We start from the raw sequence: 18,647 nt of genomic DNA on the forward strand, positions 1-18,647 counted from the left end.
GAACGGCCTCAGCCTGCGGAACGGCCTCAGCCTGCGGAACGGCCTCAGCCTGCGGAACGGCCTCGGCGGGCGGGTCGGCATAAGAGGGCAGGGTCGGCTTCAGCGGACGGCACGGCTTCAGTGTCCGGTCGCCTTCAGCGGGCGAGGTGGCCTGAGTAGGCGGGACGGCCTGAGCGGTCGGCACTGTTTGAACGCACGGCGCGGCCTCAGCGAACGGCTCTGCCTCAGCGAACGGCTCTGCATCAGCAAGCGGCTCGGCTCCGGCGCGCGAGTCGACTTCAGGACCCGGCCTGGCTTTAGCGGACGGGGTCGAAGGCGCTGTTGCAGGCGGCTACCAGGGCGCGGCGTACGGCGCCGTCGAGGAGGCGGAGCGCCTCGGTGCGACGGCGGATCTGGTCGGCGGTGAGCCCGCGGGCGTCCAGTTGCCTCGCCAGGTCGACGACCACGGCGAGGCGGCCTGCGAGGGCGGCGACGCGGTGGGCGCGCGCCGGGTATCCGGGGGCGAGCGGGTGGTCGCCGCGCCCGGACTCGCGGAGGTCGGCGAGCGCGTCGGCGATCTCGGGTGGGATGCCGGCGACGTCGTCGACGGTCAGCAGGGCCTCGGTGGCGTCGCGCATGGCGAGGGTCAGCTGGTGGTCGGCGTCGGCCAGCGACGGAACGTCGGGCTCACCGGGAGTGGCGTCGTGGGCGTCCCAGCGGATGCCGACGTACGACGAGCCGCGCCGGTCCTCGACGGGCACCAGCCCGATGGCACGGTCCGAAAGTGTGGCGATAACGGCGGACTCGGCCTCCACTGCCGCGCGATTGAACAGTGGCGGACCGGTCAGCCCGAGCGGATCGCCGGGCGCGGGCAGCGCAAGCCGGAGGGCGGTCATCCCGGCCACGCGAAGGTCGCCTAGGCCGCGCCGGAGCGTCGTCTCGGCCGAGAGGACGGTGCCCGTGGAGTCGCCTGTGACCAGGCGGTCGGCCGGTACGGCGCCGAGGATCTGCGGTCCCGCGACCTTCTCGACGGCGTCGACGGCCTCGTCCAGACCGACGTGTCCGGTCAGCCAGGCGTTGCCCCATGCGACCAGCGCGGTCGCCGCTTCTGCGCCAACGTGCATGCAGACCACCATAAGTGCTCGGAATCGCATAGGTTCTTTCCTGAGGATGGATCACTCGGGCAGGGCTAGATAGGGGACTTGGGCGCGCGATGGCCGGCGAGGTACTGCAACTGCGTGGGGTCGGGATCAAACGCGAGGGTGCCACCCTGCTGCGCGACGTCACGTGGACGGTGAACGAGAACGAGCGCTGGGTGATCGTCGGGCCGAACGGGGCGGGCAAGACCACCCTGCTTCAGGTCGCCGCGGCACTCCTGCACCCCACCGAGGGAACGGTGGAGATCCTGGAGGAGGAACTCGGCCGTACCGACGTCTTCGAGCTCCGGCCGCGCATCGGCATCGCCAGCGCGGCGGTGGCCGAGAAGGTGCCGACGAACGAGAAGGTCATCGACCTCGTGCTGACCGCGTCGTACGCGATCCTCGGCCGCTGGCAGGAGGAGTACGACTCGACCGACGTGACGCGCGCCGTCGAGCTGCTGGACGCGCTGGGCTGCGCCGACCTCATCCGCCGCAAGTTCTCCACGCTGTCCGAGGGCGAACGCAAGCGCGTACAGATCGCGCGGGCTCTCATGCCCGACCCCGAACTGCTCCTCCTGGACGAGCCCGCGGCCGGCCTGGACCTGGGTGGACGCGAGGACCTCGTCCGCCGCATCGCCCGCCTGGCCGACGACCCGGCCGCCCCCACCACCGTGATGGTCACCCACCACGTGGAGGAGGTCCCCGAGGGCTTCACCCACGCCCTCCTGCTCCGCCGCGGCGGCGTCGTCGCGCAGGGCAAGGTCGACGAGGTCTTCACCCAGGAGCACCTCACCCGCTGCTTCGGCGTCCCGCTCGGCGTAGAACGCCAGAACGGCCGCTGGTACGCCCGCTCCCACGGCTGACCAACCGCCCGGATTGAGCCGCGACCGGCCAGAGCGGTGACCGGCCTGAGCCGCGGCTAGCCTGTGCCGCGACACTCCTGCGGCCGCGACCGGAGCCTGCGTCACGGCTGGCCAAACCACGATCGGCCCGCGCCACGATCGGCCCGCGCCACGATCGGCCCGCGCCACGATCGGCCCGCGCCACGATCGGCCCGCGCCACGACCGGGCCTGCGTCATGATCGGCCTGCGCCGCGACCGGGCCGCGCCACGATCGGCCCGCGCCACGACCGGGCCTGCGTCATGATCGGCCCGCGCCGCGATCGGGCCTGCGTCATGATCGGCCTGCGCCGCGACCGGGCCGCGCCGCGACCGGGCCGCGCCGCGATCGGCCTGCGCCACGATCGGCCCTGCGCCACGATCGGCCCTGCGCCACGATCGGCCCTGCGCCACGATCGGCCCTGCGCCACGATCGGCCCTGCGCCGCGACCGGCCCTGCGCCGCGACCGGCCCCTGCGCCACGACTGCCCGGAGCTACATTCAGCCTGCGCCGTGACAGTTCTGCGCCGTGTTCGTGCCTGGGCCACGGCCTGCCTGGGCCGCGGGCGAGCTGAGCGACGACTGGCTTGAGCTATGGCCGCCCTGCGCTGCGACTGCCTTGCGCTGCGTTCGGCGTGCGGGGCGTTCGGGCCTGGGCCATGACCAGCCCTGTGCCGGGACCGGCCAGCGCGGCGACCGGCTCGCGCCATGATCGCCTGCGTTGCAGGCGAGATGAACGGCGACCGGCTTGAGTCACGGACGGCCTGAGTTAGGCCGGCCTGCGGGCGGGCGGTGGCGGGGCTGGGGCTGGTTGGTCTCAGCTGGCCTCTGACCGGGCCTCTGTTCACCTCACCTGCTGCGGGTGAGAAATGGAGTCTGTCCCAAAAAGGCAGGTCGATTTACGATCCAGGAGTGACCCCCACGCTGATCCTGGTCATCATCGTCATCGCGGTCGGCGCACTGGTGCTCTATCGCGCCGTACGGATCGTGCCGCAGGCCACCGCCGACATCATCGAGCGGTTCGGCCGGTACCACCGGACGCTGAACGCGGGACTCAGCCTCGTGGTCCCGTTCGTCGACCAGGTCCGCAGCCGGATCGACCTGCGCGAACAGGTGGTGCCGTTCGCGCCGCAGCCGGTGATCACCTCGGAGAACCTGGTGGTCAGCATCGACACGGTGATCTACTACCAGGTCACCGACACCAAGGCCGCGACGTACGAGGTGGCCAACTTCCTGACCGCGATCGAGCAGCTGACCGTGACGACGCTGCGCAACATCATCGGCGGGATGGATCTGGAACGGACCCTCACCTCGCGCGAGGAGATCAACACCGAGCTGCGCGGCGTACTGGACGAGGCGACGGGCAAGTGGGGCATCCGCGTGAACCGGGTCGAGTTGAAGGCTGTCGACCCGCCCGACTCCATCAAGGACGCGATGGAGAAGCAGACGCGGGCGGACCGGGACAAGCGCGCCTCGATCCTCACGGCCGAGGGCCAGAAGCAGTCGGCGATCCTGACGGCCGAGGGCGAGCGTACGTCCGCCGTACTGCGCGCTCGCGGCGAGGCCGAGGCGGCCGTGCTGTCGGCTGAGGCCGATGCCAAGGCGCAGGCCGCGCGGGCACGTGGGCAGGCGCAGGCCATCGCGACCGTGTTCAAGGCGATCCACGAGGGCAATCCCGATCAGCGGCTGCTCGCGTACCAGTACCTGCAGACCTTGCCGCGGATCGCGCAGGGCGACGCCAACAAGGTGTGGATTGTGCCCAGCGAGATGGGCAAGGCACTTGAGGGATTGGGTGGCTTCTTCGGCGCTATGCAGGGCAACGACCGCGCGGTCGGAGGTCGTGCGGCCGCCGAGAGTGTGATGTCAGGAGAGGGCGTTCCGAACGTAGCGCCAGGCGCGCCGTCGGGTGTCGCACCGGGAGCGGTGTCGAACGTGGCGCCCGGCGTGGGCCCGAACCTTGCGCCCGGCATGGGCCCGAACGTCGCGCCGAGCGTGGTGCCTGGTCCGGTGGCTGGTGTGGCGCCGAACGTTGCTCCTGGTGTGGCGTCTGGCGCGGTACCCGGTGGGGCGTCGAACGTGGGGCCTGGTGTGGTGGGCGCGGTGCCGGGTGGGGGGCCGAACGTGGTTCCCGGGGTGGCCTCGGGTGCGGGTCCAGGTGAGGCGCATGGTGCGGCTCCGGGCGGGGCGCATGGCGCGGGTCCAGGTGGGGCGCATGGCGCAGTGCCGGGTGGGGTGCATGGGGGCGTTCCGGGTGGGGCGGCTGGTGTGGGGCCTGGGTTGGCGGCGGGTTCGGCGGATGGGGGCTCGGGAAGCCCGGCTGTTCCGCCGCAGCGGGGGGAGGGCGAGGGTGAGCTGGACGGGCCTTCTCGTCCTCGGGACGATGACGACTACCGTCCGTACGCGCCCTGATCCACGCGGTATCATCACCCACCCCGACGCCCGGTGGTGAGCTGGGCGTTCTCTACGATCGTGGGGCGTAAAGAGCGCGCTAACCGGGATGGGTCGGATTTTGAATTTGCTCGACGCGGCTGCCGTCTTCGGGGCGGGGGTCGCCGCGGGAGGCATCAACACGATCGTGGGCTCCGGCTCGCTGATCACGTTCCCGACGCTGGTCGCTCTGGGCTATCCGCCGGTCGTGGCGAACGTGTCCAACAACATCGGGCTGGTGCCCGGGTCGGTGAGCGGCGCGTACGGCTACCGGGTGGAGCTCAAGGGCCAGCGCGAACGGCTGATGCGGCTCGGGAGCGCTTCGCTGATCGGGGCGTTGCTCGGGGGCGCCCTGTTGCTCGGGCTGCCGGAATCCGCGTTCAAGGTCATCGTCCCGGGACTGATCATCATCGCGCTGGTGCTGGTGGTCGTTCAGCCGCGGCTGCAGAAGTGGCTGCTGGCGCGGCGCGAGCACCATTCGCCGCACGGCGGTCCGTGGCTGTGGGCGGGGGTGCTGGCCGCCGGGGTGTACGGCGGGTACTTCGGGGCCGCGCAGGGCATCGTGCTGATCGCCATGCTGGGCATCGCGCTGGACGATGACCTGCAGCGCATCAACGCGGCCAAGAACGTGCTGTCGGGCGTCGTGAACGGCTCGGCGGCGGTGCTGTTCATCGGGATGTCGATCTTCTCCGACACCAAGATCGAGTGGCCGGTGGTGCTGCTGATCGCGGTCGGGTCGGCGGCCGGCGGGCAGCTCGGGGCCAAGGTCGGCCGGAGGATCCCGCCGCTGGCGTTGCGCGCCGTCATCGTGGTCGTCGGCCTCGTCGCGATCGTCAATTTGCTTCGCTGACCAGCGGATACCCGGGGTTGGCGCCCCTTATGTCTGGGTACAAGTCGAATATATGTTCGACAAGGTGAGGGGTCGCGTTCGATGAAGGGCGACAGGGTCGAGATCATGATCGACGCGGGTGGCGAGGGCACCCGTACCTACGAGGTCACCGCCACCCGGGCCGGACGCCGGGTCGAGATCACCAACCGGCGCGGCGTCGTCGAGGTCAGCGAGGTCACGCGCACGGGCAGCCCCGTACGGACGGCAAGGTTCATGGCCAGCAGGGTGCTGGCCCTGGTCGAGTATCCGATGGCCGATGGTCAGGCCGACCCCGGTGAGCAGCCCAGGGGGCTCCCGGATACGGCCTGAGCGGATTCCCCTACATGGTCTGAACGGAATCCCCGACGCGGGCTGAACGGCCGGGTCTAGCCCATGGGGCGGACCTGGACCATGCCGTCTTCCTGGACGCGGGACTCGAAGGCGGGCTGGCGGCCGGTGGCCGGGCCGTGCACGACGGAGCCGTCGCGGACGCGGAACGTGCTGCCGTGCCAGGGGCAGACCACGCAGGGGTCGTCTTCGTCGTCGACGGTGACCATGCGGCCCTGGTGGAGCGGTCCGGCGAGGTGGCTGCAGCGGTCGGCGAGAACGTGGATCTCGTCGCCGCTGCGCAGGACGAAGAGGCTGATGTAGCCGAGGCGGCGGTGGACCGGCCAGCCGTCGGGGAGTTCGGACGCCTGGCACAGGTCGTGCCACCCCAGCGGGACCAGGTGCGCGACCTGGTCGGCGTGGCTGGCCCCGGCGGCCTGCCGGAACGCCAGGTGCCCGCCCAGGTAGCCGCCCGCCAGCAGCGCCGTCAGGCCCGCGTAGCCGAGCGCGCGGCCCGTGCCGTCGCGGCCCTGGGTGCGGGCGACGAGGGAGGCGGTGTAGAGGAGGCTGGCGCTCGCCGTTCCCATCGCGTGAACGAGGCCGACGCGCTGCTGCTCGCGGTGCAGGGCCGACCAGTCGGCGATGCCCGTCAGCGCGGTCGGGACGGCGCCCGCCAGGCCGGCGGCGACCAGCGTTCGCGAGGCCTTCTGGGTGCCGGGCAGGAGGTCCAGGACCGCGGCCGAGATCCAGCAGCCCATGGGCAGGTCGGTCAGCGGCGGATGGGCGGGATGGCCGCCCGGAACGCCGTGCAGCACGTCCTTGACCGGTCCGGGGCGCAGCACGCGCTGCACGGTCACCGAGATCGTACGGATCGCGCGGTCCAGCCCGCGGGCCTGTTCGAGGTCCTCGGCCAGGTCCACGGGGCGCGGCCGGGTCAGCAGCGGCCGGGGGCCGCGCCGGAAGATCCTGCTCGCCCGTCGGTTCATGCCCCTCCTCGGGTGCGCATTCCGGTGTCGAAAAAGACGGCCGTAATGGGGACGCTCAGTGCGAGATTAGTATCCGCCTTCATCTCGGGCCACCCGGGGGGAATGGTTACCGGCCGTCCGTCGGCGGCCCGTGAAGGCCCGCGACGTCCCGCGAGACCGCAGCGCGCACCCGCGGTGATGGTTACCTACCAGCAGGTAGGGAGGCCTAAACCCGGGGTTCCGGATGGCCGCCGGGCGCACCTTCCTGGAAACCGGTCAATCGCCTAAAGTTGGGACGATTGCCCGTGAATCGGACGGGACGACTTCCATGGACGTTCCACCGCACCCCGAAACGGTCCCGGCACCCTCCACCCGCCCCGACGACCGGCCCGTGATCGGCCAGATCGAGGCGGAATTTCCAGGCTGGAGCGCCTGGCGCAGCGACACAGACCGCTGGTGGGCGTTCCGTACCGCCGCCAACCCGCTCACCATCGAGCAGTTGCGCGCCGGGCACCGGCTGATCGTCCAGGCCGACACCGTCGCCGCGTTGCGCGCCGAGATCCGCGCCGAGATCGAGTCCGAACCCCCCGTCGACGAGCCCTCAGACCACTGACCGTCGGTCGTGGCCGAGTTTTCCACAGAATCCAATTCGCCTTCCGGGGCCTGACCTAGGCGTTCGACAATCGAAGTGGGGTCGCCCCCCAGGGCGGCCGGGGGCGGGTTAGGGGGTGGGTTCGAGGGTTACGGGGACGCCGTTGAAGACGGCGTTGCCGGAGAGGGGGTCGATCTCGCGTTCGTCGGTGACGGCGTTGACGTTGACGCCGGGGTTGCCCTGGGCGACTCGGGTGCGGGTGCCGGGGCGGTCGTGGCCCCAGCCGTGCGGGAGGCTGACGACGCCCGCCATCACGGTGTCGGTGGGCTCGGCGACGGCCTCGATCGTGCCGGTACGCGAGGTCACCCGGACGGTGGCTCCGGCGGCGATGCCCAGGCGGTCGGCGTCGGACGGGTTGAGCTGGAGGGTGCAGGTGTTGGAGCCGCGCACCAGCTCAGGGAGGTTGTGCAGCCAGCTGTTGTTGGAACGCAGGTGACGCCGGCCGATCAGGACCAGGCCTTCGGGTGCGGCGTCGAGTGAGGCGCGGAGCCGGGTCACGTCGGCGGCGAAGGAAGGCGGGCACAGTTCGATCTGGCCGGACGCCGTGCAGAGGACCTCGTCCAGGCGCGGCTTGAGGGCGCCGAGGTCGAGGCCGTGCGGGTGCTCGTCACGCAGGCGGGTGAGGGTGAGGCCCTCGGGGTCCGCGCCGAAGCCGTCGCCGTACGGGCCGAGCCGCAGCATCATGTCCAGGCGCTGCTCGGTCGAGGTCATGGTGGCGTCCAGCGTCTTGCGGAGCTCGTCGGGCTCGCGGCCGAAGACCGGGGAGCCCTCGACGGTGGTCGCCTTCTTCAGGGTGCTCGTGATGATCATCTCGTCGAGTCCGAGGGCGGCCTCGCGGGCGGACGGCGGCGCCATGCCGGACGCGATGACGGCGAGGGCGGCGAGGATCTCGGCCTCGCTCGGACGGCCCTCGGGGCGCGGCACGATCGGCGGCGAGTAGCGGGCGTAGTCGCGCACGGCGAGGCCCAGCAGGGCGAGGTCGTAGTGCGGCGTCTGGGCCGGGCGCGGCGGCGGCAGGATGACGTGCGCGTGCCGGGTGGTCTCGTTGAGGTACGGATCGACGCTCACCATGAACTCGAGCCCGGCGAACGCCTTGTCGAGGCGAGTGGCGTTCGGCGCCGAGAGGGCGGGGTTGCCGCCGATCGTGATGAGCGCGCGGATCTGCCCCTCGCCGGGTGCCTCGATCTCGTCGGCGAGCGTGGCGACGGGCAGCTCGCCGTTCACCTCGGGGAGGCCGCGCACGCGGCTGGTCCAGCGGCCAGTGGTGAACGGACGCTTCTTCCGGTAGACGGGCGCGTGCGCGGGACGCGGGAACATCGCGCCGCCGGGCCGGTCGAGGTTGCCGGTCAGCACGTTCAGGACGTCGACGAGCCAGCTGTTGAGCGTGCCGTACGCCTGCGTGCAGGTGCCGATCCGGCCGTAGACGGCGGCGCGTTCGGCGGCGGCCAGCTCGCGCGCCATCCGCCGGGTGGTCGCCGCCGGAACGCCGGTGACGGGCGCGACCCGTTCCGGGGCGAAGTCGGCGGTGAGGGTGCGCAGGTCATCGAGGCTCCGAACGAGCCCAGCGAACCCGCTCAAGTCCGCTACCAGGTCTTCGGCGAACAGGGTGTGGACGAGCGCCATGAGGAGGTACGCGTCGGTGCCGGGGCGGATGAAGACGTGCTCGTCGGCGAGGTCGGCGGTGCGCGTACGGCGCGGATCGACGACGGTGACCTTGCCGCCGCGCGCGCCGATCGCCTTGAGCCGGCCGGGGAAGTCGGGCGCCGAGCAGAGGCTGCCGTTGGACTCGAGCGGGTTGGCGCCCAGCATGAGCAGATGGTCGGTGCGGTCGAGATCGGGCACCGGGATGGCCAGCGGGTCGCCGAACAGGTGGCCGCTGCTGACGTGCTTGGGCATCTGGTCGGCGGTGCTCGCGGTGTAGACGTTGCGCGTGCCGATCGCCTTGATGATCGCGGCGCCGTACAGCGGGCCCGCGACCGAATGGGCGGTCGGGTTGCCGATGTAGACCGCGACCGCGTCCTTGCCGTACCGCTCGATGACCTTGGCCAGCTCGCGGTGAACGGTCTGGAACGCCTCGTCCCAGTCGCCGGAGACGTGACCACCGGGCGCATGGTCACCGGGCGCATGGTCACCGGGCGCATGGTCACCGGGCGCATGGTCACCGGGCACATGACCGCCGGGCGCATGGTCACCGGGCACATGACCGCCGGGCACATGACCGCCGGGCGCATGGTCATCGGGCACTTGACCAGCCGGCTCATGGCCGTCGGCTGCAGGGGCGTCGGTGGCATCGCGGCGCAGCATGGGGGTGGTCAGGCGGTCCGGGTCGCCGTCCAGGCGTCCCAGGGTCGCGCCCTTCGGGCAGATGAAGCCCTTGCTCAGCGGGTCCTGCTTGTCGCCGCGCACGCCGGTGACCGTGCCCGCCTCGTCGAGGGTCAGCTCCAGGCCACAGAGAGCCTCGCAGAGCGGACAGGTGCGGTGGGCCTTACGGCTACTGCTGCTGCGGCTGCTGGTCATCTGCTCGCTCCTCAGGGCAGGAAACCCACCAATCATGACGTGTACCGCCGATCCCACGCCATTACCCCCTAAGTAGGGCATGGTCATGGTCGCTTTCACGGAGTTACCTTGAGTTCAAGGACTACGGCCGCCTCTAAGGAGTTGTCATGGAGGCGTGGGTCGCCTGGTTGATCGTGGCCGCGCTGCTCGGGATCGCCGAGCTGCTCACCCTGACGCTGGCGCTCGGCCTGCTCGCCGTCGCCGCGCTGCTCGCGGGGCTGACGGGCGCCGCGGGGCTTCCGGTGGGGCTCCAGCTCGGGGTGTTCGCGGCGAGTTCGGTCGCGGGCCTGGGGTTCGTACGGCCGATCGCGCACCGGCACATCAAGCAGCCGCCGCCGCTCCGTTCGGGCACGGCCGCGCTGGTCGGGCGCGAGGCGCTCACGCTCACCGAGGTGAACCGGATCGGCGGCCGCGCGCGGATCGGCGGCGAGGAGTGGACGGCCAGGCCGTACGACCCGGACGTCGTCATCCCTGCAGGCGCGATGGCCGACGTTCTCGCCATCGAGGGCGCCACCGCCCTGCTCTACCCGCTGGCGGCGGGCCCCGCCGGGGACCATGAGTCCGCCGGGGAACCCGAACCGGACTGACCGGTCTGCGGACCGACCGGGCTGAGGAGTGATCATGACCGACATCGCCATCGCCGTTCTCGTCGCGCTGATCGGCTGCGTGATCGTGCTGGCCACCGCGGTGGTGCGGTCGGTCTGGATCGTTCCGCAGGCCAAGGCGCGCAACGTCGAGCGGTTCGGCCGCTACAGCCGTACCCTCCAGCCGGGGATCAGCTTCATCGTGCCGTTCGTGGAACGGGTCAAGCCGCTGATCGATCTGCGCGAGCAGGTGGTCTCGTTCCAGAAGTCCCCGGTCATCACCGAGGACAACGTCGTGGTGCACATCGACACCGTGCTGTTCTTCCAGGTGACCGACCCGCGCGCCGCCGACTACGAGATCGTCAACTACATCAAGGCGATCGAGCAGCTCACCGCGACGCAGCTGCGGAACGTGATCGGGACGCTCGACCTGGAGGCCACGCTCACCTCGCGGGACCGCATCAACACCGCGCTCCGCGGAGTCCTGGACGACGCGTCGGGCAAGTGGGGGATCCGCGTCACCCGGGTCGAGATCAAGGCGATCGATCCGCCGGCGTCCATCAAGGACGCGATGGAGAAGCAGATGCGCGCCGAGCGGGAGAAGCGGGCGGCGATCCTGACGGCGGAGGGCGTGCGGCAGTCGAAGATCCTCACCGCCGAGGGCGAGAAGCAGTCGGCGATCCTGCAGGCCGAGGGCGCCAAGCAGGCCGCGATCCTGGAGGCCGAGGGGCAGTCGATCGCGATCGAACGGGTCTTCACGACCATTCACGCCAACGACCCGGACCCGAAGCTGCTCGCCTACCAGTACCTCCAGACGCTGCCGAAGCTCGCCGAGGGCAAGGGCAGCACGTTCTGGGTGATCCCCAGCGAGGTCACCTCGGCGCTGCAGGCCGTGTCGCAGGCGTTCGGCGGTTCGATCGACCAGGCCGTCGCGCCGATGAGGAACGCCCAGGCGGGACTGCCCCGCGAGCCCAGGTCAATTCCCGAGGCGAGGCCGGCTCAGGACGCGGTGCCGCCGCCGCACGAGGCGCTGTCGTCGCATGAGGCGACGCCGCCGTACGAGTTGGCGCCCGGCGATGATGACGCGCGGCCGGGCCTGCCCGCGCCGCGCGAGGAGCGCGAGGAGCGCGAGGAGCGCGAGGAGGCGGTCGGCCGCTGAACGAACCCGTCACTATTGTCATCCGCTCCAATAGAGAACGTGTTCTCAGCCAGACGCACACGTTTAGTGATCATGAGAACACCCAGGTGGTAGCGGGAATGCGCCCCCGGTGACGGATCGTTCCGCCCCGCTTACTTTTGTAACGGGTTTCACAATTTTCGCAGCCGAATTGTGTCGCGTCTCGCAGTGTCGTCCCGATGATCGTCTCCGCTAGCGTCTCGGACACTCATCGGTGTGCCAATCGGGGCCTGACAGCGGAGCTGACCATGACACGTGAACGGTCCCGACTACGCCTGGCGGTGGCCGCGGCGACCGGAGCCGTCCTCGTGGGCACGGCGCTCTTCGCGCCCTCCACGGCGTACGGTTCCAGCGCGCTGCGCAAGGCCGACACCGGCGCCGCCATCACCGGCCAGAAGCGCATCGGCCCGCACATGTTCGACCTCACCGTGCGCTCCCCGTCGCTGCACCAGACCGTGAAGGTCCGCGTCATCACGCCCACGGGCTGGTCGCGTACGGCGGCGCGGCGCTGGCCGGTGGTGTACGCCTACCACGGCGGCAACGACAACTACCTCTCCTGGACGCGCAGCACCGACATCGAGGGTCTCGCGGCGCGCTGGAAGACGATGGTGGTGCTGCCCGAGGGCGGTACGAACGGGTCCTACACGGACTGGTTCAACTACGGCAAGGGCGGGACGCCCAGGTGGGAGACCTTCCACACCAAGGAGGTCATCCAGCTCATGGAGCGCAACTACCGCGCGGGCACCAACCGTGCGGCCATGGGCATCTCCTCGGGCGCTCAGGGGGCCATCACCTATGCCGCACGCCACCGCGGCCTGTTCAAGTACGCGGCGTCCTTCAGCGGCATCGTTCACCTGACCAAGCCGGGCATTCCCGCGATCCTCATGGCCGAGGGCCTGGCGTTCAACCCGACGCAGGACCCGTTCCGCATCTGGGGCAAGCCCGACGACAACCTGCGCAACTGGGAGACCCACGACCCGTACGTCCTGGCGAAGAACCTGCGCGGCACCGGCCTCTACCTGTCGGCCGGAACGACGGGCAACCCGGGCCCGCTGGACCCGCCGTTCGTCGGCTGGGACTTCGTGAAGGCCCGCCTGGTCGGCGGCATCAGCGAGTCGGTCGCCGGTTCGACGAACGTCTCCCTCATCGCGCGCCTCAAGCAGCTCAAGATCCCGGTGACCACGCACATCTACAAGAATGGCTGGCACCAGTGGGGCTACTGGATCCGCGAGATGCAGCGCGCCTGGCCGCTCATGATGAAGTCCATCGGAGCCAAGCGCGTCTGACGCCCCAAAGACGTATCAGGGGCCCGGTCCACCAGGACCGGGCCCCTACTCATCTACAAGGTCAGGAGCCGTTGATGCCCAGGCCCTTGGCGACGCGGTCGCCCAGGTCCTTGTGGACGTTCCGCCAGTACTCCACGACGCGCGGCTTCATCTCCGCGGTGACCTCCGGCGAGCTCGCGTGGCCGACGATGTTGGTCACCATGTGCTCGCGGTCGGTGTCGGACAGGACCTTCTCCCACAGGGCGCGGGGCTGGCCGTAGTCGTCGTCGTCCTTGTGCAGGATGTACGCGCTGCGGACGATCTCACCGGCGACCTCGTAGCTGTCGCCCTTCCACAGCTCGGGGTCGGCGACCGGCCCGCCCATCGTGTTGGGCGCGTACACCGGGTCCGGTGAGTTCCGGTAGGCCATGGCGCCGTCCTTGTTGTAGGAGTGCACCTCGGCGATCGGGCTGTTGACCGGCAGTTGCAGGTAGTTGGGCCCGATCCGGTAGCGGTGGGTGTCGGGGTAGGAGAACAGCCTGCCCTGCAGCATCTTGTCCGGCGAGGCGCCGATGCCGGGCACGAGGTTGGCGGGCTCGAACGCGGCCTGCTCGATCTCGGCGAAGTAGTTCTCCGGGTTGGTGTGCAGGGTCCACTTGCCGATGGTGATCGGCGGGTAGTCGCCGTGCGGCCACACCTTGGTGAGGTCGAACGGGTTGAACCGGTAGTCCGCGGCCTCCTCGAACGGCATGACCTGCACCTGGACGGTCCACGACGGGTTGTCCCCGCGCCGGATCGCGTCCTGGAGGTCGCGCATGTGGACGTCGGAGTCCTTGCCCTTCCACTCGTCGGCCTCGGCGTCGGTGAAGTTCTTGATGCCCTGGTCGGTCTTGAAGTGGTACTTCACCCAGAACTTCTCACCTGCGGCGTTGTACCAGAGGAAGGTGTGCGAGCCGTAGCCGTTCATGTGCCGCCACGACGAGGGCGTGCCGCGGTCGGTCATCAGGAGCGAGACCTGGTGCGCCGACTCCGGCGAGCCGGTCCAGAAGTCCCACTGCATGTTGTTGTCGCGCAGGTTGGTGTCGGCGCGGCGCTTCTGCGAGTGGATGAAGTCGGAGAACTTCTGCGGGTCGCGGATGAAGAAGATCGGCGTGTTGTTGCCGACCAGGTCGTAGTTGCCGTCCTCGGTGTAGAACTTCATCGCGAAGCCGCGCGGGTCGCGGTTGCTGTCGGGGCTGCCGAGCTCGCCCGCGACCGTGCTGAAGCGGACCAGCGACTTGGTCTGGGCGCCCTTCTGGAACAGCTTGGCCTTGGTGTACTGGCCGACGTCCTCGGTGATCTCCAGCGTGCCGTACGCGCCGCCGCCCTTCGCGTGCACCACACGCTCGGGTACTCGCTCGCGGTTGAAGTGCGCCATCTTCTGGATCAGGTAGTGATCCTGCAGCAGCAGCGGCCCGTTCGGGCCGATGGACTGCGAGTGCTCGTCGCTCGGTGCGGCGATGCCGGCGTCGGTGGTCGTCGTCGGTGTCCCGGAAGTACTCATATCGCCAACGTAGGCACCTAAAGATGAATCATTCAAGACAATGAATTACCCAACTTTGGTCAACGGCGGGCAAGCTTCCCCCAAGGTGGGCCGCTGACCAGCGACGTTTCGCCGTTAACCCACCCCCCGATGTTTCACGTGGATCTTTCCGGAGACCCCTCCCGGCTCACGTGAGCGCCCACCCCGAGTCCCTCTACGGGCCGGTATCGCCCGTCCCGGGTGGTCTGGACTCTGGGGCTCAGCGGCGTACGTTCGCAGAGGAAGAGAACCCCCAACGGCGAGCAGGTGAGCGCGATGCGGGATCACCGGGTGAGGTCGGGCGAGGTCGAACTGGCCGTACGCGAGCGGGGAGAGGGGCATCGACCGACCGTGGTCCTGGTGCACGGCTACCCCGACACCAGCGCGGTCTGGGACGAGGTGGCCGAACGGCTCGCCGGCCGCTTCCGGGTGATCGCCTACGACGTGCGCGGCGCCGGGGCCTCCACGACCCCCGACGATCCGCTCGACTACGGGCTGGACGCGCTGATGGGCGATCTCAAGGCCGTGCTGGACGCGGCCGGCGCCGCCGAGCCGGTCCATCTGGTCGGGCACGACTGGGGCTCGGTCCAGGGCTGGGAGGCGGTGACGGGCAGCCGGCTGACCGGCCGGATCGCCTCGTTCACCTCGATCTCCGGCCCGGCCAGGCAGCACGTCGGGCTCTGGACCCGCGAGACCGCACGGAGCGGCCCGCGCGGCGTCGCCGAGGTCATGGGCCAGGCGCGGCGCAGCGCGTACATGCCTGTCCTGAGGACGCCGCGCGCCGGTGAGATGCTCGCCCGCGCGATGCCGATGGCGTTCGAACGCGGCATGCGGCTGATGGAGGGCGCCGAGCCGCGGCCAGGCCACCCCGCCCCGACGCTGTCCCGCGACGCGATCAACGGCCTCGGGCTCTACCGGGCCAACATGGGCCGGGGCAAGCGGCCGGAGGGCGAGGGCCGCACGGACGTGCCGGTCCAGCTGATCGTGCCGACCCGGGACCGATACGCGACCGAGGGCATGCTGCTGTCGGCGCGCGGCCGGGCGAGCCGCCTGTACGTGCGGCGCGCGCCGGGCGGGCACTGGATCGCGCGCAGCCACCCCGACCTGATCGCACGGTGGATCGGCGAGTTCGTCGACTACGTCGAGAGCGGCGAGGAGACCCAGGAGCTCACGCGGGCCAGGGCCGCCGGCGAGGCGGGCAAGGACTTCGGCGGGCAGCTGGTCGTGGTGACGGGCGCGGGCAGCGGGATCGGCAGCGCCACCGCGCAGGCCTTCGCCAAGGCCGGGGCCCGGGTCGTCGTGGCCGACATCGACGAGGGCGCGGCCAAGCACACCGCCGACGAGATCGCGGCGCAGGGCGGCGACGCGCAGGTCTACCGGGTGGACGTGACCGACGCCGACGGGATGGATCGCTTCGCCGAGTACGTGCGCGACACGTTCGGCGTCCCGGACGTGGTGGTCAACAACGCCGGGATCGGCGTGGGCGGACCGCTGCTGGACACCGACGAGGAGGTCTGGGGCCGCATCCGTTCGACCAACCTGGACGGCGTCTACCGGGGCTGCAGGCTGTTCGGGCGGCAGATGGTCGAACGCGGCGAGGGCGGCCAGCTGGTCAACATCGCCTCGATGGCCGCGTTCACCACCAGCGCCGGTCTCTCCGCCTACTCGGCCACCAAGGCCGCGGTCCTGCAGCTCAGCGAGTGTCTGCGGGTCGAGCTGGAGCCGGCCGGGGTCGGTGTCACGGCGATCTGCCCGGGTGTGATCAACACCCCGATCGTGCGGAACACCCAGTTCGTCGGCGTACCGCCGGGCGTCGCCGACCTCGTCCGGCGCCAGGCGATCCGGCTGTTCGAGCGGCGCGGCTACCCGCCCGAACGCGTCGCCGACGCGATCCTGCGGGCCGTACGGAACGACCGCGCGGTCGTGGTGGTCTCCCCGGAGGCACGCATCGGCCGGACGATCGCGCGGATCTCCCCGGCCACCGGCCGCGCCCTGGCGAGGTTCGGCCGCATGGCGGGCGAACGCATGCAGCAGCAGAACGGGCGAGGCGACCCCGATGCGCAGCCCGCCGCCGCCCCGCCCACGCCGCCGACACCTTTGCCGCCTACGAGCTGAGGCCGGGGCTGAGGTCGAGGCTGATCAGCGTGCCGCCGCCGTCCGGGCGTACGGCACGCACCTCGGCATGGTGCTCGCGGGCGACCTGGGCGACGATGGCGAGCCCCAGGCCGGAGCCGGGCAGCCCGCGAGCGCCGGTCGAACGGTAGAAGCGGTCGAAGACGTACGGCAGGTCGGCGGGATCGATCCCCGGCCCGTGATCGCGCACGCTCAACCGCCAGCCGTCCGGCGGCGTCGGGGCCAGGCCGACCTCGACGGGACCGCTCGTGCCGCCGAACTTGGCCGCGTTGTCCAGCAGGTTGGCGACGGCTCGGGTGAGGCGGCGCGGCATGCCGGGCACGACGGCCGGTTCGTGGCGATCGGCGGGCCCGCCGGCGACGTCGATGGTGAACGTGACCGCGGGCCAGCGGGTGCGGGCCTGCTCGACGCAGTGCTCGACGAGGCGGTCCAGCCGGACGTCCTCCACCGGGTCGGCGGGCTCGTCGCCGCGCGCCAGCTCGATCAGGTCGCCGACCAGGTCGCCCAGCCCGGCGAGCTGGCCGCGCAGGCGGGCCATCACGCGTTCGCGGCGTTCGGGCGGGAGCCGGTCGAGCAGCTCGATGTCGGAACGCAGCGCGGTCAGCGGGGTGCGCAGCTCGTGCGAGGCGTCCGCGACCAGGCGGCGCTGCGCGGTGATCGACTCGTCCAGGGCACCGAGCATGGCGTTGAAGCTGGTCGCCAGGCGCGCCAGCTCGTCCCGGCCGGTCACATTCATCCGCACGCCGGGGTCGCGGGTGGCCGCGATGCGTTCGGACGCCCTGGTCAGCCGGGCCACCGGGCGCATCGCTCCCCGGGCGACCAGGTAGCCGAGCAGGGCCGCCACACCGACGCCGACGATCGCGGTGAGCAGGAGCGCGAGCCCGGCCTGCCGCAGGCTGCGGTCCACGCCGTCCGACCGCACGCCCACCTCCAGCGCGGCGTTCGAGCCGTCGGGGAGCCTGATCGGCATGGTGTAGATCCGGATCGGCAGGCCCAGCGCGGTGGACTCGGTGAAGAAGGCCTCGGCGCGCCCGCCCGCCACCGCGACCATGCGCGGGGTGATCGGGAGCCCGGCCTTCTGGTCGGCCGTCCCGTCCGGCTGAACGATCTGCGCGCACGGCGACAGCCGCCACTCGCAGGTGCCGGTCTGGGCCCAGTCGCGCGTCTGGATCTCCCGCTTGAGCTGCGCCGACTGGCGTTGCAGCGAACGGTCGAGCTCGTTGTGCAGGGTCCTGTCGACCACGGCGTACGCGACGAGTGCGGCGCCCGCGACGGCGACGGCCACGGCGGCGGCCGCCAGCACGGCGAGGCGCGCGCGGATCGGCAGCCGCCCCCAGACCGGCAGCGGTTCGCCGCGCCTCACTCGTTCCTCAGCATGTAGCCGACGCCGCGCACGGTGTGCAGCAGCCGGGGTTCGCCGTCCGCCTCCAGCTTGCGGCGCAGGTAGCCGACGTAGACGCCGAGCGAGTTGGAGCCGGGGCCGAAGTCGTACCCCCACACCCGGTCCATGATCACCTCGCGGGTGAGGACCTGCCCGGCGTTGCGCACGAGCAGCTCCAGCAGGGCGAACTCGGTCTCGCTGAACTGGATGAGCCGGTCGCCGCGATGGCCCTGCCGCGCCTCGGCGTCCAGCCGGAGGTCGGCGTAGACGAGCGGGTCGCCCGGGGCCTCCATCCCGGCGCGGCGCAGGAGCGCGCGGACACGGGCGCGCAGCTCGTCGGGCGCGAACGGCTTGACCAGGTAGTCGTCGGCCCCGGCGTCCAGGCCGTCGACCCGGTCGCCGACCGCGTCCCGTGCGGTCAGCATCAGGATCGGCGTGCGATCGCCTCGCCCGCGCACGGTCCGGCAGACGCTGAGGCCGTCGAGGCCGGGCATCAGCATGTCGAGGACCACCGCGTCGGGCCGCAGCTCGGCCATCCCCTGGAGCGCGGTCACCCCGTCCGCCGCCGTACGGATGTCGTAGCCGTCGAGGCCGAGCGTGTCGCCCACGGTCTCGCGTACGGCGGGCTCGTCGTCCACCACGAGCACCCGCAGGTCGTCCACCACGTCCACCGCCCCCATCACGTCCCCGAAGCTACCGGTGACCTGGGCGGACTCCGTCCGTCTGGCAGATCTTCTTAGAAAGCTCTTACGTG

16 protein-coding genes are annotated in these 18,647 nt (G+C 71.1%); 9 read left to right on the top strand and 7 right to left on the bottom strand.

Features of this window, described 5'->3' with window-relative positions; all coding sequences use genetic code 11:
• Nucleotides 1-184 (bottom strand): hypothetical protein (locus J4573_RS37610; RefSeq protein ID WP_208260892.1); only part of this gene is annotated, 184 nt, incomplete at its 3' end.
• 112 nt (nucleotides 185-296) lie between these two features.
• Nucleotides 297-1,103 (bottom strand): Rv1486c family protein, encoded by an 807-nt coding sequence (locus tag J4573_RS37615; RefSeq protein ID WP_208260893.1) that lies wholly within the window; start codon nucleotides 1,101-1,103, stop codon nucleotides 297-299.
• An 89-nt stretch (nucleotides 1,104-1,192) separates the two neighbouring features.
• On the opposite strand from J4573_RS37615, the gene J4573_RS37620 reads away from it, so the two are divergent.
• The 4 genes from J4573_RS37620 (at nucleotide 1,193) to J4573_RS37635 (ending at nucleotide 5,622) form a co-directional block, all read left to right on the top strand.
• On the top strand, nucleotides 1,193-1,981 hold the full coding sequence (locus tag J4573_RS37620) for an ABC transporter ATP-binding protein (protein WP_208260894.1): 789 nt from the start codon (nucleotides 1,193-1,195) through the stop codon (nucleotides 1,979-1,981).
• Nucleotides 1,982-2,909: 928 nt separating this feature from the next.
• Nucleotides 2,910-4,406, top strand: a complete 1,497-nt coding sequence (locus J4573_RS56790) for an SPFH domain-containing protein (RefSeq protein WP_372442974.1) — start codon at nucleotides 2,910-2,912, stop codon at nucleotides 4,404-4,406.
• A gap of 100 nt (nucleotides 4,407-4,506) precedes the next feature.
• On the top strand, nucleotides 4,507-5,274 hold the full coding sequence (locus tag J4573_RS37630) for a sulfite exporter TauE/SafE family protein (protein WP_208260895.1): 768 nt from the start codon (nucleotides 4,507-4,509) through the stop codon (nucleotides 5,272-5,274).
• An 81-nt stretch (nucleotides 5,275-5,355) separates the two neighbouring features.
• Nucleotides 5,356-5,622: a DUF8836 family protein gene (locus J4573_RS37635; RefSeq protein WP_208260896.1), complete on the top strand. Its 267-nt coding sequence runs from the start codon at nucleotides 5,356-5,358 to the stop codon at nucleotides 5,620-5,622.
• Between the two features lie 56 nt (nucleotides 5,623-5,678).
• On the opposite strand, the gene J4573_RS37640 is transcribed toward J4573_RS37635, so the two are convergent.
• A complete protein-coding gene (locus J4573_RS37640; protein ID WP_208260897.1) occupies nucleotides 5,679-6,605 on the bottom strand; it encodes a Rieske (2Fe-2S) protein in 927 nt (308 codons plus the stop codon).
• Nucleotides 6,606-6,912: 307 nt separating this feature from the next.
• Between J4573_RS37640 and J4573_RS37645 the strand changes: the two genes are divergently transcribed.
• Entirely contained in the window at nucleotides 6,913-7,197 is a 285-nt protein-coding gene (locus tag J4573_RS37645; protein WP_208260898.1) for a hypothetical protein, read from the top strand.
• A gap of 108 nt (nucleotides 7,198-7,305) precedes the next feature.
• Here the strand turns inward: J4573_RS37645 and J4573_RS37650 are convergent, their stop codons facing one another.
• The gene (locus J4573_RS37650; protein WP_208260899.1) at nucleotides 7,306-9,753 is read right to left on the bottom strand and encodes a molybdopterin oxidoreductase family protein; all 2,448 of its coding nucleotides are present in this window, start codon (nucleotides 9,751-9,753) and stop codon (nucleotides 7,306-7,308) included.
• Nucleotides 9,754-9,899: 146 nt separating this feature from the next.
• Between J4573_RS37650 and J4573_RS37655 the strand changes: the two genes are divergently transcribed.
• From J4573_RS37655 to J4573_RS37665, 3 genes are all read left to right on the top strand, one after another.
• A complete protein-coding gene (locus tag J4573_RS37655; protein WP_208260900.1) occupies nucleotides 9,900-10,379 on the top strand; it encodes an NfeD family protein in 480 nt (159 codons plus the stop codon).
• Between the two features lie 34 nt (nucleotides 10,380-10,413).
• On the top strand, nucleotides 10,414-11,535 hold the full coding sequence (locus tag J4573_RS37660; protein ID WP_208260901.1) for an SPFH domain-containing protein: 1,122 nt from the start codon (nucleotides 10,414-10,416) through the stop codon (nucleotides 11,533-11,535).
• 266 nt (nucleotides 11,536-11,801) lie between these two features.
• Entirely contained in the window at nucleotides 11,802-12,839 is a 1,038-nt protein-coding gene (locus J4573_RS37665; protein WP_208260902.1) for an alpha/beta hydrolase, read from the top strand.
• A gap of 61 nt (nucleotides 12,840-12,900) precedes the next feature.
• Here J4573_RS37665 and J4573_RS37670 read toward each other — a convergent pair whose 3' ends face one another.
• Nucleotides 12,901-14,361, bottom strand: a complete 1,461-nt coding sequence (locus tag J4573_RS37670; protein WP_208260903.1) for a catalase — start codon at nucleotides 14,359-14,361, stop codon at nucleotides 12,901-12,903.
• A 294-nt stretch (nucleotides 14,362-14,655) separates the two neighbouring features.
• Between J4573_RS37670 and J4573_RS37675 the strand changes: the two genes are divergently transcribed.
• Entirely contained in the window at nucleotides 14,656-16,494 is a 1,839-nt protein-coding gene (locus tag J4573_RS37675; protein WP_208260904.1) for an SDR family oxidoreductase, read from the top strand.
• Here J4573_RS37675 and J4573_RS37680 read toward each other — a convergent pair.
• A complete protein-coding gene (locus tag J4573_RS37680; protein ID WP_208260905.1) occupies nucleotides 16,484-17,875 on the bottom strand; it encodes a sensor histidine kinase in 1,392 nt (463 codons plus the stop codon). The two genes, J4573_RS37675 and J4573_RS37680, sit on opposite strands and share 11 nt — an antisense overlap.
• Entirely contained in the window at nucleotides 17,872-18,573 is a 702-nt protein-coding gene (locus tag J4573_RS37685) for a response regulator transcription factor (RefSeq protein WP_208261079.1), read from the bottom strand. The genes J4573_RS37680 and J4573_RS37685 overlap by 4 nt, the downstream gene beginning before the upstream one ends.
• Between the last annotated feature and the right edge of the window lie 74 nt (nucleotides 18,574-18,647).

Origin of the sequence: Actinomadura barringtoniae, from assembly GCF_017573505.1 — a bacterium.
Lineage (GTDB): Bacteria > Actinomycetota > Actinomycetes > Streptosporangiales > Streptosporangiaceae > Spirillospora > Spirillospora barringtoniae.